The organism is Stenotrophomonas sp. TWI273 (assembly GCF_039674765.1).
Classification (GTDB): Bacteria; Pseudomonadota; Gammaproteobacteria; order Xanthomonadales; family Xanthomonadaceae; genus Stenotrophomonas.
In genome coordinates, this window is record NZ_JBDJOA010000002.1 from 39438 (window position 1) to 54641 (window position 15204).

Consider the following 15204-nt stretch of genomic DNA (forward strand, 5'->3'; position numbering starts at 1 on the left):
CCGGGGGACATTCGCCGGAAAGGGTATGGGGGCCCAGCGCCCGACCCACCTGCGACAAAGTGAAGCAGCGCGTCACCGGGTCGCATGTGCCTTTCACGGATACAGGCCCAGACTGGTGCGGATTTCAGAAGCCAGTCGGAGGCGTCTCTTGGACGCGTTGTTGTTGTCCCGGATCCAGTTCGGGTTCGTCATCAGTTTCCACGTGCTGTTCCCGGCCTTCACGATCGGTACCGCCAGCTGGCTGGCCTTTGTCGAATCGCGCTGGCTGCGCACCGGCAATCCGGTCTGGCGCGAGCTGTATTTCTTCTGGCAGAAGATCTTCGCGGTCTCCTTCGGCATGGGGGTGGTCAGCGGCATCGTCATGGCCTTCCAGTTCGGCACCAACTGGCCCCGGCTGAGCGAGGTCGCCGGCACGGTGATCGGCCCGCTGCTGACCTATGAAGTGCTCACGGCGTTCTTCCTGGAAGCCAGCTTCCTGGGCGTGATGATGTTCGGCTGGGGCAAGGTCTCGCCGCGCCTGCATTTCTTCTCCACCTGCATGGTGGCGCTGGGCACGCTGGTCTCCACGTTCTGGATCCTGTCCTCCAACAGCTGGCTGCAGACGCCGGCCGGTTACGCGATGGTCGATGGCATCGTGCACCCGCAGAACTGGTGGCAGATCGTCTTCAACCCGTCCTTCCCGTACCGCTTGGCGCACATGGCCCTGGGCTCGTTCATCACCACGTGCTTCGTGATCGGCGGCGTGGGGGCGTGGTACCTGCGCAAGGACGTGCACCGCGAAGCCGGCCGCAAGATGCTGCTGGCGGCGGTGGGCTTCGCCGCGCTGACGGTGCCGGTACAGATCTTCGTCGGCGACATGCATGGCCTGAATACCCTCAAGCACCAGCCGATGAAGATCGCGGCGATGGAAGCGCACTGGCATTCCGAAGGCGAGGGCAAGGGCGTGCCGCTGGTGGTGTTCGCGGTGCCCAATGAAAAGGCAGAGCGCAACGATTACGAAATCGCGATCCCGCGCCTGGGCAGCCTGATCCTCACCCATTCGCTGGAGGGCACGTTCGATCCGCTGACCTCGGTGCCAGCCAGCGACCGGCCGCCGGTGGTGCCGGTGTTCTTTGCGTTCCGGGTGATGGTCGGGCTGGGCACGCTGATGCTGCTGCTGGCCTGGGTCTCGGCGTTCCAGTGGTGGCGCGGCAAACTGCTGCAGTCGCGCTGGCTGATCCGCGGCTGGAACTGGATGCTGCCCAGTGGCTTCATCGCGCTGATCTCCGGCTGGTTCGTGACCGAGATGGGGCGGCAACCGTGGGTGGTCTATGGCGTGCTTCGCACCGCCGATGCCGTGGGTCCGCAGAGCGCGTGGATGACGGCGCTCTCGCTGGGCGTGTACATCGTCGGCTATGCGTTCGTGTTCGGCTGGGGTGTCTGGTACCTGGTGAAGATCATCCGCACCGGTCCCAAGCCGCATGACCCGGCCCCGGCCCTGGATGCCGGCAGCCACACCCCGGCGCGGCCGCTGTCCGGTGCCGATGAACCGCTGGAGGAGCGCTGAGATGGAGATGACGACCTGGCTGCCGGTGGCATGGTTCGCGGTGATCGGCTTTGGTGTGCTGATGTACGTGGTGCTGGATGGCTTCGTGCTTGGCATCGGGATCCTCGCGCCGATGGCCGAGGATGAAGAACAGCTCGACATCATGATGAACACCGCCGCCCCGATCTGGGACGGCAACGAAACCTGGCTGGTGCTGGGCGGGGCCGGGCTGATGGCGGCCTTCCCGAAGGCCTACGCGGCGCTGCTGTCGGCGCTGTACCTGCCGGTCCTGTTGCTGGTGGTCGCGCTGGTGTTCCGCGGCGTGGCCTTCGAATTCCGCTTCAAGGCGCACCGCTCGCGCAAGCTGTGGAGCGTGGCATTCGGCCTGGGCTCGCTGCTGGCCGCCTTCGCGCAGGGCGTGATCCTCGGCGCACTCGTGCAGGGCCTGCAGGTCGTGGATGGCCGCTATGTCGGCGGCGCCTTCAGCTGGTTCAGCCCGTTCTCGATGCTGACCGGCGCAGCCGTGGTGTTCGGTTACGCGCTGCTCGGCAGCACCTGGTTGATCCTCAAGACCGAAGGCCGCGAGCAGACCTTCGCACGCACCTTGACCCGCCCGCTGGTGGTGGCGGTGATCGTGTTCATGGGCTTGGTGAGCGCGTGGCTGCCGTTCCTGGATTCGCGCCTGATGGCGCGCTGGTTCAGCGATGGCAACTTCTGGTGGCTCTCGCCGGTGCCGTTGCTGACGTTGGCGGTCGCCACCGCGCTGTGGCGCAGCGCGATGCATCCCAAGCGCGATCTGCCGCCGTTCCTGTTGACGCTGGCCCTGTTCATCCTCGGCTTCATCGGCCTGGTGCTGGGCATGTGGCCGTACCTGCTGCCGCCGAGCATGACGTTGTGGCAGGCCGCCGCGCCGGCCTCGTCGCTGAGCTTCAGCCTGGTCGGGCTGGTGATCCTGCTGCCGGTGATCCTGGGCTATACGGCCTGGTCGTACCGGGTGTTCCGCGGCAAGGTGCGGGCGGATGTGGGGTATCACTGAGGAAAGCACGGTGGCTATTCCCGGTTCCGTGTGCGCGAGGGCGGTCAGACCCTGCCGGGACGCGCCGTAAACCCATCCCTGGGGGCTCGACGGGCGCCATCCATGGCGCCCGACGGTCCCGGCAGGGTCCGACCGCCCTCGCCCTGAAAGGTCTGCGTCGTCGGTGGGAAGAGTCAACCGCATAAAAACGGGTCAAGAGCAGCCGACCAACGGTCGGCTCTACCCCAGCATGAAAGCTGCTTGATTGATCAAGAAGAAACGTCAGGCGGCCGATTCGACCTGCCGTTGATCTTTCCGATGCGCACCAGCCAACTGTCGAAGGGTCGGTGTGGGTGGGGTGGCGGGACCATGTGTTGCCATGGATGGCAACACATGAGCTTACAAGGACGTACTTGCAGCGGGTCCCGACACCCCACCCACACCGACCCAGGCCAGGCGCGCCCGGCAAACCAAGGCTGTTGACTCAGCCGTGCAGCCCCTCGATCTCCACCAGCAACTCCGCCCGGCACACCTCTGCATGCAACACCACGAACGGCGGGGCCGTCGGCAGCGCCGCCATCTGCGCCGCCACCGCCGCCATATCCTCCGCGCGCCGCACATACACCTTCAGCACCGACGTCGACCCCAACGCCGGTGACAGCGACGGCCGCTGACCGCGCGCCGTATCCACCAGACTCTGCAGATTCGTCAACGTCTCCCGCAACTGCTCATCCACCGCCCCCGTGTGCTGCGACACATGCCCCACGATCGCCGCCGTCCCGGACTGCAGCAACGGCAACCCCGTTGCCAACGGCGGCAACAGCGCCCGCGAAAAACTCGGCGACTGCGGCCCGTACTGGCGTGGATAACGGAACGCGCTCACCTGACGCGGATTCTCCAGCGGCAGGCCCGGCTCGCGGGCTGCCAGCCAATACACCTGCAGCCGGCGCTCACCGTCGAAGCGGCCAATGCAGGTTGCCGCCGGCAGTGCGGCTTCATCCAGTTCCCGCAGGCCCCGCACGCGGCCCACGCAGAAACGTCGGTAGCGTTCATCGTCGCCATCGCCCTCGGTCACTGCGTCCAGATAGTTCCAGGTGCGCAGCAGATGCGGATAGCCGCAGCGCGACAGGAACGCGCTCATCCGCGCATAGGCCTCGGCTGCGGCGGACTCGATATCGCTGTCGACCTCGTCAATCTCCAGCACCCCGAACAGCAGGCTGTCGGTGTGCGACCAGCGCACCCCATCGGTGGTGCCGTGCGCGACCGGCGTGCCGCCACGCCAGACCTCGATCTGCGCCGGACCCTGTTCGGCCAGCGGGACCTGCAGCCAGCGCGGGTCGTCCAGCGCGGCGTGACGCAGGCCGAAGCCGAACACCGCCAGCGTCTGCGGGTCGGCCAGCGCGGCATCACGGTGCGCCGCCGGGGCGTAGGCGACATGGAACCACGCAGGTCCGGAGGAAGGGAAAGCGATTGCCGGGGACGTTGCGTGGTCGATCATGTTGCTCATTTCAGAATGTGAATGCTGCCAGTGCCGAGAGTGTCATGATAGCGTGCGCTCCTTTCTCGGCACCGCGTCCGGCGCCGGACGATGTCGATGACAGGCGCGGTCCGGCTGGCATGGGGAGCCGATCCGCGTGGCCACCCTGGCTCGTGCCCGTCCTGGTACCCATCCATCATGTTGGCGTGAATGATCGAGTTTTCAGTAGTGGATTGGTCGGCCTGGGCGCCAGGCATCACCACCCGGGAGCAGTGGCAGGCGTGGGCAGAGGCCCCTTGGCTGCCGACCGGTGAGGACACGCCGGCGCTGTCCGAAGTGCCGGCCATGCAGCGCCGCCGGATCGAGCGGCTGGGGCGCATGGCGATCCAGACCGCGTGCTGGTGCGAGCAGCCCGACGACGGTGGCCAGGTGCCGCTGGTGTTCGCCTCGCGGCATGGCGACGTGGCCCGTTCGATGGAACTGCTCAATACCCTGAGCGCAGACCAGCCGATGTCGCCAACCGGCTTCGGGCTGTCGGTGCACAACGCGATCGCCGCGCTGTATTCGATCGCCCGCGGCCATCGCGGCAACTATCTGGCCCTCGCGGCCGGCCGGGCCACGGTCGAGACCGCCTGCATGGAGGCCTTCGGCCTGCTCGCCGATGGCGCGCCCGAGGTGCGACTGGTGGTCTATGAATCGCCCTTGCCACCGATCTACGCCGGCTTCGCCGACGAGCCCGATCCGTTCTTCGCCTGGTGCTGGCGGCTGGGACCGGCCGACGGTCCGGGCACCCGGCTGTCGCTGGGTTGGGGGGCAGGCGGCGAGGATCGCCCCTCCGACGGTCTGCCGCATGGCCTGGAAGCCTTGCGTTTCCTGCTGGCCGGTGCGCCTTCGCTGGGGCTGGAGGCCGATGGCCAACGCTGGACCTGGCAACGCCATGGCTGAGCGCTGGCCGGCCCGGATCAACCATGCCTGGCGGGTGCTGGGCACGGGGCTGAGCTTTGCCGCCTTCGGGCTCGGCGGGCTGGTGCTGGGCGGGCTGCTGTTCCTGTCGCTGCTGCTGATCCGCGACCCGGTGCGCCGGCGCGTGCTGGCGCGGCGCCTGGTCCAGGGCAGCTTCGCCACGCACGTCGGCCTGATGCGCCGGCTCGGGCTGATGACCTATGAGATCCGCGGGGGTGAGCGCCTGCAACGCAACGGCCTGCTGATCCTGGCCAACCACCCGACCCTGATCGACGTGGTGCTGCTGATCGCCCAGCTGCCCAATGCCGATTGCGTGGTCAAGCAGGCCGTGGCGCGCAACCCGTTCATGCGCGGCCCGGTCCGCGCGGCCGGCTATGTCTCCAACGACGACGGAGCGGGCCTGATCGATGACTGCATCGCGGCGGTCCAGGCCGGCGGCAACCTGGTCATCTTCCCGGAGGGCACCCGCACCGTGCCGGGACAGCCGCTGCGCCTGCAGCGCGGGGCGGCCAACATCGCGGTGCGGGGCCGGCTGGACATCACCCCGGTGCGGATCACCTGCACCCCGCTGACCCTGACCAAGGGCCAGAAATGGTATCGTGTGCCATCACGGCGATTTCACGTTCAGCTGGAAGTCGGGGAGGATCTCCCGATTGCCCCGTTTCTGAACGAGACCGGCGATGCGCCCAGGGGGGATGCCTTGGCGGCCAGGCGTGTGACCGATCATCTTGCCCATTACTTCGACTTCGCTGGAGACCCGACCCGTGCAGGCACTTGAGCACGAGATCAAGGAATTGATCATTTCATCGCTTTCACTGGAAGACATCACTCCCGAAGACATCGATTCCGCCGCGCCCTTGTTTGTAGAGGGGTTGGGCCTGGATTCGATCGACGCGCTGGAACTTGGATTGGCCCTGCAGAAAAAGTACGGTGTCAGCCTGTCAGCCGATTCGGAAGAGACCCGTCGCCATTTCTCCAGCGTGCGTGCCCTGAGCGAGTTTGTCGCCGCACGCCAGCCGTCCTAACGGCGCGTCAGGATTTACCCATGACCAAGAACGAACTTTTCGAGCGCATCGTCAAGATCCTCAAGGACAGCTTTGAGATCGAGCCGAGCCGTATCACGCCCGCCGCGCGGCTGTATGACGACCTGGACATCGACAGCATCGACGCGGTCGACCTGATCGTGCAGCTCAAGCCGCTGCTCGGCCGCAATCTGCAGCCGGAAGCGTTCAAGCAGGTGCGCACCGTGCAGGACATCGTGGATGTGGTGCACGGGCTGTTGCCTGGTCAAGCGGCCGCCTGACGGCCATCGCTGAAGACTGACCATGGTCCGGGTACGCGTCGCGGCGTTTGCGTTGCTGTCGCTGGCATACCCGCTGGTGGTCTACCTGTCGCTGGGCCGGTTCGAGCCGCGCTGGTTGTCGCTGCTGCTGTTCACCCTGGCCGCGCTGCGCGCGCTGACCACCCGCCAGCCGGTGTGGTGGGTGGCCGCACTCGGCACCGGTGTGCTCGCCCTGGTGGCTACGGCCTTCAACCAGGCCCTGCCGCTGAAGCTGTACCCGGCGCTGGTGAACGCGGTGATGCTGGTCATCTTCGCCACCAGCCTGCGCTTCGGGCCCAGTGCCGTGGAGCGCCTGGCGCGGCTGAGTGAGCCGGACCTGCCGCCGTTCGCCGTGATCTATACCCGTCGCGTCACGTGGATCTGGTGCGGCTTCTTTGTTCTCAACGGAAGTCTGGCCCTGGCCACGGCGCTGTGGGCGTCCAACCAGGTCTGGGCGTTCTACAACGGATTGTTGGCGTACGTGATGATGGGTGCTCTGTTTGGCGGGGAATGGCTGGTCCGGCGACGGGTAAAGGCGGCGCATGCCCATGGCTGAGTGGATCGCACTGGACCGGTTGGCGCTGGCCCCGCGCCCGGGCCGCATCGTCGGCATCGCCGGCGACACCGTGGTGGAGCACCCGCAGTTCCGCGCGCAGGTACTGTGCTGGCAGCAGGCGTTCGCGCGTGCCCCCGGCACCGACTGGGCGCTGTATTTCGATGACACGCTGACCTTCGCCGCCGCCCTGTTGGGGGCCTGGCATGCCGGCAAGCGTGTGTTCCTGGGCGGTGACAACCTGCCGGCCACGCTGGAAGGACTGAGCCCGCGCGTGGCCGGGTTCGCCGGCGACGTGCCGGCCCGGTATGCGCCGCTGCAGCCCGATGCGGCGGCCGATCCGGAGCAGGTGCTGCAGCCGTTGGACGACGCGGCGCTGGAACTGGTGGTGTTCACCTCCGGCAGCACCGGCGCGCCGAGCGCCATCGTCAAACGCATGCGCCAGCTGACCCGCGAGGTGGATGCGCTGCAGGCCGCCTTCGGCGAGCAGTTCGACGGCGCCCAGGTGCAGGGCACGGTCTCGCACCAGCACATCTACGGGCTGCTGTTCCGGGTGCTGTGGCCGCTGGTGGCCGGACGCGCGATCCAGCCGCGCCGGTTCTTCCACGAAGACCTGGTCAGCGCGCTGGGCGGCCAGCCGTCGGTGCTGGTGGCCACCCCGGCCCATCTCAAACGCCTGCCCGAGCAGCTGGACTGGTCCTCGCTGGGCGGTCAGCTGCGCGCGGTGTTCTCCTCTGGCGGTCCGCTGCCGACCGAGGCGGCGCTGCAGGTGCGCGCCTTGATGGGCGTGGCCCCGACCGAAGTCTTCGGCAGCAGCGAAACCGGTGGCGTTGCGTGGCGGCGCTGGAGTGCAGCGCGGCCGCAGTGGCATCCGTTGCCCGGCGTCGCCTGGCGGATCGACGAGGGCTGCCTGGCGGTCCGCTCGCCGCACCTGGCGAGCGAAGACTGGTGGCTGACCCAGGACCGTGCCGTGGCCGATGACGGCCACAGCTTCCGCCTGCTCGGCCGCGCCGATCGCATCGTCAAGATCGAAGAGCGGCGCGTCTCGCTGGATGCCCTCGAGCAGCAGCTGCGCGCGCACCCGGCCGTGCAGGAGGTGCGCGTGCTGGTGTTGCCGGGCGCGCGCGAACAGCTGGCCGCCGTGGTGGTGCCGCAGGCGACGGGCGCCGCGCAGTGGGATGACGCCGAGCGTCGCCGCCAGGCGCAGCAGCTCAGCGCGCATCTGGCCCGCAGCCATGACGCGGTGACCCGGCCGCGCCGCTGGCGCTTCATCGACGAACTTCCCTTCAATGCGCAGGGCAAGGTCACCGCCGCGGCACTGGCGGCGCTGTTCCGTCCGTTGATGCCGATGGCCGAGTGGCAGCAGCGCGATGACACCACCGCGTCGCTGCAGTTCGTTCTGGATCCTGACCTGGTCGCGTTCGACGGGCATTTCCCGCAGGCGAAGATCCTGCCCGGCGTGGTCCAGCTGGACTGGGCAATCCACTACGGCCGTAGCGCCTTCACGATGCCGCCGCGGTTCGTACGGATGGATGCGGTGAAGTTCCAGCACGTGGCGCGGCCGGGCGACTGCCTGCAGCTGAGCCTGGGTTGGGACGCGGCCAAATCGGCGATGAGCTTCCGATACGTCTCCGACCATGGCGTGCATGCCAGCGGCCGGGTGGTGTTCGGCGATGCATGATGACACCGGTAGTGGCGTGAGCAGGCCGGCCTTCGCCCCGTTGGTGGTGATCCCGGTATACGACCACGCGCATGCGATCGGCGCGGTGGTGCAGGGCGTGCTTGCCAGTGGCCTGCCGTGCCTGCTGGTGGACGATGGTTCGCATCTGGACTGCGCGCAGGTGCTCGATGCCCTGGCGCACGCGCATGCACCGCAGGTGACGCTGCTGCGGCTGCCGGTCAACCAGGGCAAGGGGGGTGCGATGCTGGCCGGCTTCGCCGAGGCCGCGCGTCTGGATTACAGCCACGTGCTGCAGATCGATGCCGATGGCCAGCACAACACCGGTGACCTCCCGCGCTTCGTCGCGTTGTCGCAGGCGCAGCCGGACGCGGTGATCTGCGGCACGCCCGCCTACGATGCCAGCGTGCCCAAGGCGCGCCTGTACGGCCGTTATGCCACGCATATCTGGGTCTGGATCAACACACTGTCGCTGCAGATCCGCGACTCGATGTGCGGCTTCCGTCTGTATCCGCTGGCGCCGGTGACGCGCCTGATCGGTGAGGAAACCATCGGCCGTCGCATGGATTTCGACAGCGAGATCCTGGTGCGGTTGTTCTGGCGCGGGGTCAAGGTGATCAACGTGCCGACGGCCGTCACCTATCCCAGCGATGGCGTCTCGCACTTTGATGTGTGGCGCGACAACGTACGCATCAGCCGCATGCACGCGCGCCTGTTCTTCGGGATGCTGTGGCGTGCGCCGCGGCTGCTGTGGCAACGCCTCGCAGGTCCTCGCCCATGACCACGCCTGCACCTGGGAGCGCCCCGCACTGGGCCGACATCGGCGAGTCGACCTCGGCCGCCGGCGTGCTGTTCCTGTGCTGGGTACACCGCTGGTTCGGCCGTTGGCCGTTCCGCCTGTGCGTGTATCCGGTGGTGCTGTGCCACTGGCTGACCAACCGGCTCGCGCGCGAGTCTTCGTTGCAGTATCTGCAGCGTCTGCAGGCGCACACCGGCGTGTTTGCCACGCCGCCGGGCCGCTGGCAGAGCCTGAAGCACTTCGCGCTGTTTGCCGACACCATGCTCGACAAGCTGCTGGGCCTGGGCGGCCGCTATCCGCCCGAGCGCATCTATCTGCAGCGTGACCTGGTGCTGGACAGGATCGCGCGCCGCGAAGGTGGCCTGATCCTCACCGCGCATATCGGCTGCCTGGAGTTGTGCCAGGTGCTGGCCGAGCAGGTGCCCGGCTTCCACATCACCGTGCTGGTGCACACCGCGCACGCGCAGCGTTTCAACCGGCTGATGCAGCGGCTCGATCCACTGGCTTCGGTGGAACTGCTGCAGGTGACCGACATGGGCCCGGCCACCGCCGTCGAGCTGCAGCGCCGGGTCGAGGCGGGGGGCTTTGTGGCCATCGTCGGCGATCGCGTGCCGCTGCGCGGCGGGCGCACGGTACCGGCCTCGTTCCTCGGCCACACCGCGCAGTTCCCGATCGGCGCCTATGTGCTCGCTGCGGCGCTGGCCTGTCCGGTCTACACCATGGCCTGCCTGCATCATGGCCGCGGCTACCAGGTGCGCTTTGAACAGTTCACCGATCGCATCGTATTGCCGCGCGGTTCGCGTGACGCCGCGCTGACCGCGCAGGCTGAACATTTCGCCCGGTGGCTGGAAGTTCAGGTCACCCAGGCACCCTTGGACTGGTTCAATTTCTTCCCCTTCTGGGATCAGGCATCTCATGGCAAGTAAGGCCGATCAGGCACCCTCCGTCCGCTTCGGCGATGCGCCGCTGACCATCGAAGACGTGGTCGCGCTGTCGCAGCGCCAGGCCCAGGCCGTCGTCACCGACGATGCGGCATTCACCGCGCGCATCCAGCGCGGCGCGGATTTCCTTGATCGCCTGCTGCGCGAGGATGGCGTCATCTACGGGGTGACCACCGGCTACGGCGATTCGTGCACGGTGAACATTCCGCCGGCGCTGGTGGCCGAGCTGCCGCACCACCTGTTCACCTACCACGGCTGTGGCCTGGGCCGTTTCCTGGATCCGCAGGAGACCCGTGCGGTGATCGCTGCACGCCTGGCCTCGCTGGTGCGTGGCATGTCCGGCGTCAGCCATCCGCTGCTGCAGGGCCTGGCCACGCTGCTGCGCCACGACGTGCTGCCGCTGATCCCGGCCGAGGGTTCGGTCGGTGCCAGTGGCGATCTGACCCCGCTGTCCTACGTGGCTGCGGTGCTGTGTGGCGAGCGCGAGGTGATGTACCAGGGCGCGCGCCGCGCGGCGGCCGAGGTGCTGGCCGAGATCGGCATGACCCCGCTGCGGCTGCGCCCCAAGGAAGGCCTGGCGATCATGAACGGCACCGCCGTGATGACCGCGCTGGCCTGCCTGGCCTATGACCGTGCCGATTACCTGACCAGGCTGGCCACGCGCCTGACCGCGTTCAACGTGCTGGCCAGCGACGGCAACGCGCACCACTTCGATGAAATGCTGTTCGCCGCCAAACCGCACCCGGGGCAGACGCAGATCGCCGCGCGCCTGCGCCAGGACCTGCACAGCGATCGCCCGCCGCGCAACGAACAGCGGCTGCAGGACCGTTACTCGCTGCGCTGCGCCCCGCACGTGATCGGGGTGGTGCAGGACGCGCTGCCGTTCTTCCGCCAGCTGATCGAAACCGAACTCAACAGCGCCAACGACAACCCGCTGATCGATGTCGAGGGCGAGCGCATCCTGCACGGCGGCCATTTCTATGGCGGCCACATCGCCTTCGCCATGGATGCGCTGAAGAACACCATCGCCAACCTGGCCGATCTGCTTGATCGGCAGATGGCGCTGGTGGTGGATGCGCGCTTCAACCACGGTCTGCCGGCCAACCTGTCGGCCGCCACCGGTGAGCGTGCCGCGATCAACCATGGCCTGAAGGCGCTGCAGATCAGTGTCTCGGCGTGGACCGCCGAAGCGCTCAAGCAGACCATGCCGGCCTCGGTGTTCTCGCGTTCCACCGAATGCCACAACCAGGACAAGGTCAGCATGGGCACCATCGCCGCGCGCGATTGCCTGCGCGTGATCGAACTGACCGAACAGGTCGTCGCCGCGCTGCTGATCACTGCCCGCCAGGGCGTGGCCCTGCGCGAGCGTGTCGGCATGAAAGCGACGTTGCACGGCGATCTGGCCGCGATGTACCAGGACCTGTCCGAGCGCATCGCGCTGATCGAGGAAGACCGCGCGCTGGATGGCGAGCTGCGCGCCCTGCTGGATGACATCCGCGCACAGCGCTGGGAGTTGTATGTCCACGCCTGATCTGAGCTTCGAGGTGACGCTGTCGCCGGCCTTCCATGACTGCGACGCCATGGAAGTGGTCTGGCATGGCAATTACTTCAAGTATTTCGAGATCGCGCGCTGCGCACTGCTGCAGCGCCACGATTACGACTACCCGCAGATGCGCGATTCCGGCTACCTGTGGCCGGTGGTGGATGCGCGGGTCAAGTACATCCGGCCGTTGCTGTACGGCCAGGCGCTGCGCGTGCGCGCCACGATCACCGAGTGGGAAAACCGCCTGAAGATCGCCTACGACATCGTGGATGCGGAAAGCGGTACCACGCTGACCCGCGCCCACACCATCCAGGTCGCGGTCGACGCGGCCACCAATGAAATGCTCTACCTGTGCCCGCCGGTGCTGTGGGAGCGTCTGGGAGTGCAACCGCAATGAACCGTTTGCTGCGCACGCTGTGCGTGCTGGTGATGCTGGCCGTGGTCGCCCCGGCGCTTGCCGCCACCGATGTGGAGGCCGTCAAACAGCGCGTGGCCAAGGTCGACGTGCTGCGTGGCGAGTTCACCCAGGAGAAACAGGTCGCCGGCTTCAAGAACCCGCTGCGCTCGCAGGGCCGCTTCGTGCTGGCCCAGGACCACGGGGTGATCTGGACCACGCTCAAGCCGTTCCCGTCCGAGGTGGTGGTCACCCGTGACCGCATCCTCAGCCGGCAAAGCGATGGCAGCAGCCGGGTCGAACTGGATGGCCGCCAGCAGCCGGCGATGCGCTCGGTCAACGCGATCATGTTCGCGCTGATGAGCGGCGATGCGCAGGCGCTGTCGGCCCAGTTCACGGTCAAGGTCGAGGTGCTGCCTGGCAACGCCTGGAAAATGCAGCTGACCCCGCGCTCGGCGATGCTCGGCAAGGTGTTCGCGCAGCTCACCCTGAGCGGCGACCGTTACGTGCGCGAGGTCCAGATCAACGAGGCCAACCAGGATGTCACCCGCATCCATTTTGCCGGCATGAGCGATACGCCGGCCACGCTGAGCACCGACGAGGGTCGCAGGTTTGAATGACGTGCTGACCTCGAACGGCCGCCTGCAGCGCCTCTGGCGCTGGCTGGCCATCGTTTGGCTGCTGGTGCTGGTCGGCTTGGGCGTGCAGCAGTGGCAGCTGTGGAAGAGCGAATCGCGGATCGACACCGACATCCTCGCGCTGCTGCCGCAGGACGCGCATGATCGCCTGCTGTCCGATGTCACCCGGCGCATCGCCGATGCCAATGCGCGCCAGATCGTGGTGCTGCTGGGCAGTACCGATGCGGCGCAGACCAAGGCGGCCGAGGCGGCCTTCCGCACCACCCTGCGCGACAGCGCCGACGGCAAGGCGCTGCTCCACGAGAGCGGCTCGATCGAAGGCTGGTTCGATCAGGCGCGTGCGTTCTACGCTCCCTACCGCGACCGTCTGCTGACCAGCGCACAGCGCGAGCGGCTGCAGAACGAGCCCACCGAAGGCCTGGCCGAGTCGGCACTGGCGGCGCTGTACGGTCCGATGGGCGCACCGCGCCTGACCGAATGGCGCCAGGATCCGCTGTCGCTGTGGCCGCAGTGGTGGCAGGAGCGCGCGCTGGGCTCGGGCCTGCAGATGGGCGACGACGGCCTGCTGGAGGCCGATGGCAAGCACTGGTCGATCGTGCAGTACGACACGGTCGGTTCGGCGTTCCAGCTCGATGGCGAGCGCCATATCGATCTGCTGCTGGACACCGCCGCCGAGGCCGCCGCCAGGCAGGCGCCGGGGTTGGAGGTGCTGCGTGCCGGTGTGCCGCTGCATGCCGAGGCGGCTGCGGTGCAGGCCAATTGGGAAATCAATACGATCGGCTGGGGCTCGCTGGCCGCCGTGCTGCTGCTGGTGTGGCTGGCATTCCGCTCGCTGCGCCCGATCCTGCTGGTGGCCGCCTCGCTGCTGATCGGCTGCGGTGTCGCGCTGGCGGTGACGGTGCTGGTGTTCGGCAAGGTGCATGTGCTGACGCTGGTGTTTGGTGCGTCACTGGTCGGTGTTGCCGAGGACTACGGCATCCACTGGTTCGCCTCGCGCCAGGCGGAGCCGGCTGACCGTCGCTGGAAGCTGCTGCGGCATCTGCTGCCGGGCCTGTGGCTGGCGTTGCTGACCAGCGCGCTGGCGTATCTCGCGCTGGGGCTGGCCCCGTTCCCGGGGCTGCGCCAGATGGCGCTGTTCTCGGTGGTGGGCCTGGCCGCCGCCTTCCTGACCGTGATCTTCTGGTTCCCGTGGCTGGATGGCGGCGAAATCCGTCGTACCGGCTTCGCCCGCTGGCTCGGCGCCACGCTGGAGCGCTGGCCGCGCCTGCATGGGCGCAAGGCCGCGATGTTCCTGGGCGTGGTGACGCTGCTCTCGGCGATCGGCATCGCGCGCCTGCAGACCAACGATGACCTGCGCAGCCTGCAGTCGTCGCCGCCGGAGCTGATCGCCCAGCAGATCCGCATCAGCCAGATGCTGGGCATGCCCAGCCCGGCGCAGTTCTATCTGGTCCAGGGTGATACCGCCGAGCAGGTGCTCGAGCGCGAAGAAGCGCTGATCGACCGCCTGCGCGTGCTGGAAGCAGACAAGCAGATCGGCGGCTACCGCGCGATCAGCGATTGGCTGCCTTCGCAGAAGCGCCAGCATGCTGATGCCGCGCTGACGGCCAAGGTCGAGCCGCAGGTGCTGGCCCGGGTCGGTGAGGCCGTGGGCGAGCCATTGCTGCGCCCGGCCTATGCCGCGCAGGATCTGCAGGCCGAGGCCTTCCTCGCATCGCCGGCGGCGATGCCGTTCCGCCACCTGTGGCTGGGGACGGTCGGGCAGGGCGTGGCCTCGGTGGTGATGGTCGATGACCTCTCCCGCGCCGATGCACTGGCTGTGCTGGAAGCACAGGCCAAGGGCATTGATGGGGTGCGCTGGGTCGACCGTACCGCCGATTTCTCGCAGCTGCTCAAGCACTATCGCAAGCTGATGAGCGGCTTGCTGCTGATCGGCATCGCGCTGGTGTTCGCGGTGCTGTACTGGCGCTACCGCGGGCAGGCCTGGCGCGTGCTCGCCCCGACCCTGGTTGCCGGTGCGCTGACGCTGGCCCTGCTGGGCCTGTTCGGGCAACCGCTGCAGCTGTTCAACGTACTCGCGCTCATGCTGCTGCTGGGCATGGGCATCGACTACGGCATCTTCCTGATCGAGCACCGCGGCGATGCCAGTGCCTGGCTGGCCGTGTGCGTCGGCGCGGCCAGTACCTGGCTGTCGTTCGGCCTGCTCGGGCTGTCGGCCACGCCGGCGCTGCGCGCGTTCGGTCTGACCCTGTTGTTCGGCATCGGCCTGGTCTGGCTGATTTCGCCGCTGTTCCGCCCACCACCGCACGACGCCCCGCACTGAGCGACCGCGTTTTTCCTTTCATGCACTGATCAAGGAT

Annotated in this window: 15 protein-coding genes; 14 read left to right on the forward strand and 1 reads right to left on the reverse strand. The window is 67.7% G+C overall.

Annotated features, from left to right (window positions below; all coding sequences use genetic code 11):
• Window positions 1–148: 148 nt before the first annotated feature.
• Window positions 149–1546 (forward strand): cytochrome ubiquinol oxidase subunit I, encoded by a 1398-nt coding sequence (locus ABE571_RS02620; RefSeq protein WP_313212569.1) that lies wholly within the window; start codon window positions 149–151, stop codon window positions 1544–1546.
• 1 nt (window position 1547) lies between these two features.
• Window positions 1548–2561, forward strand: a complete 1014-nt coding sequence (cydB, locus tag ABE571_RS02625; RefSeq protein WP_313212568.1) for a cytochrome d ubiquinol oxidase subunit II — start codon at window positions 1548–1550, stop codon at window positions 2559–2561.
• Window positions 2562–3024: 463 nt separating this feature from the next.
• Here the strand turns inward: cydB and ABE571_RS02630 are convergent, their stop codons facing one another.
• Complete coding sequence (locus tag ABE571_RS02630) at window positions 3025–4047, reverse strand: pteridine-dependent deoxygenase (RefSeq protein WP_346493135.1); 1023 nt, start codon at window positions 4045–4047, stop codon at window positions 3025–3027.
• A 180-nt stretch (window positions 4048–4227) separates the two neighbouring features.
• Here ABE571_RS02630 and ABE571_RS02635 point away from each other — a divergent pair, with 180 nt between their 5' ends.
• The 12 genes from ABE571_RS02635 to ABE571_RS02690 are packed head-to-tail and all read left to right on the forward strand — an operon-like array spanning window position 4228 to window position 15167.
• Window positions 4228–4962 (forward strand): beta-ketoacyl synthase chain length factor, encoded by a 735-nt coding sequence (locus ABE571_RS02635; RefSeq protein WP_313209528.1) that lies wholly within the window; start codon window positions 4228–4230, stop codon window positions 4960–4962.
• Window positions 4955–5758 carry a lysophospholipid acyltransferase family protein gene (locus ABE571_RS02640; protein WP_313209526.1) on the forward strand — a complete coding sequence of 268 codons (804 nt, stop codon included), beginning with the start codon at window positions 4955–4957 and terminating at the stop codon, window positions 5756–5758. Before ABE571_RS02635 ends, ABE571_RS02640 begins: the two co-directional genes overlap by 8 nt.
• Window positions 5745–6005, forward strand: coding sequence for a phosphopantetheine-binding protein (locus tag ABE571_RS02645; RefSeq protein WP_019185497.1), 261 nt, complete (start codon window positions 5745–5747; stop codon window positions 6003–6005). Before ABE571_RS02640 ends, ABE571_RS02645 begins: the two co-directional genes overlap by 14 nt.
• Window positions 6006–6025: 20 nt before the next feature.
• Window positions 6026–6283, forward strand: a complete 258-nt coding sequence (locus ABE571_RS02650) for an acyl carrier protein (RefSeq protein WP_019185496.1) — start codon at window positions 6026–6028, stop codon at window positions 6281–6283.
• Window positions 6284–6305: 22 nt separating this feature from the next.
• Window positions 6306–6857, forward strand: a complete 552-nt coding sequence (locus ABE571_RS02655; RefSeq protein WP_346472246.1) for a hypothetical protein — start codon at window positions 6306–6308, stop codon at window positions 6855–6857.
• Window positions 6850–8535 carry an AMP-binding protein gene (locus tag ABE571_RS02660; protein ID WP_346463437.1) on the forward strand — a complete coding sequence of 562 codons (1686 nt, stop codon included), beginning with the start codon at window positions 6850–6852 and terminating at the stop codon, window positions 8533–8535. The genes ABE571_RS02655 and ABE571_RS02660 overlap by 8 nt, the downstream gene beginning before the upstream one ends.
• Window positions 8528–9313: a glycosyltransferase family 2 protein gene (locus ABE571_RS02665; protein WP_346493136.1), complete on the forward strand. Its 786-nt coding sequence runs from the start codon at window positions 8528–8530 to the stop codon at window positions 9311–9313. The genes ABE571_RS02660 and ABE571_RS02665 overlap by 8 nt, the downstream gene beginning before the upstream one ends.
• Window positions 9310–10257, forward strand: a complete 948-nt coding sequence (locus ABE571_RS02670) for an acyltransferase (protein WP_313209506.1) — start codon at window positions 9310–9312, stop codon at window positions 10255–10257. Before ABE571_RS02665 ends, ABE571_RS02670 begins: the two co-directional genes overlap by 4 nt.
• Window positions 10247–11803: an aromatic amino acid ammonia-lyase gene (locus ABE571_RS02675; protein WP_346463430.1), complete on the forward strand. Its 1557-nt coding sequence runs from the start codon at window positions 10247–10249 to the stop codon at window positions 11801–11803. The genes ABE571_RS02670 and ABE571_RS02675 overlap by 11 nt, the downstream gene beginning before the upstream one ends.
• Window positions 11790–12212 carry a thioesterase family protein gene (locus ABE571_RS02680; protein ID WP_313219306.1) on the forward strand — a complete coding sequence of 141 codons (423 nt, stop codon included), beginning with the start codon at window positions 11790–11792 and terminating at the stop codon, window positions 12210–12212. Before ABE571_RS02675 ends, ABE571_RS02680 begins: the two co-directional genes overlap by 14 nt.
• Window positions 12209–12829: an outer membrane lipoprotein carrier protein LolA gene (locus ABE571_RS02685; RefSeq protein WP_346463428.1), complete on the forward strand. Its 621-nt coding sequence runs from the start codon at window positions 12209–12211 to the stop codon at window positions 12827–12829. Before ABE571_RS02680 ends, ABE571_RS02685 begins: the two co-directional genes overlap by 4 nt.
• Window positions 12822–15167: an MMPL family transporter gene (locus ABE571_RS02690; protein WP_346493137.1), complete on the forward strand. Its 2346-nt coding sequence runs from the start codon at window positions 12822–12824 to the stop codon at window positions 15165–15167. Before ABE571_RS02685 ends, ABE571_RS02690 begins: the two co-directional genes overlap by 8 nt.
• Window positions 15168–15204 lie beyond the last annotated feature (37 nt).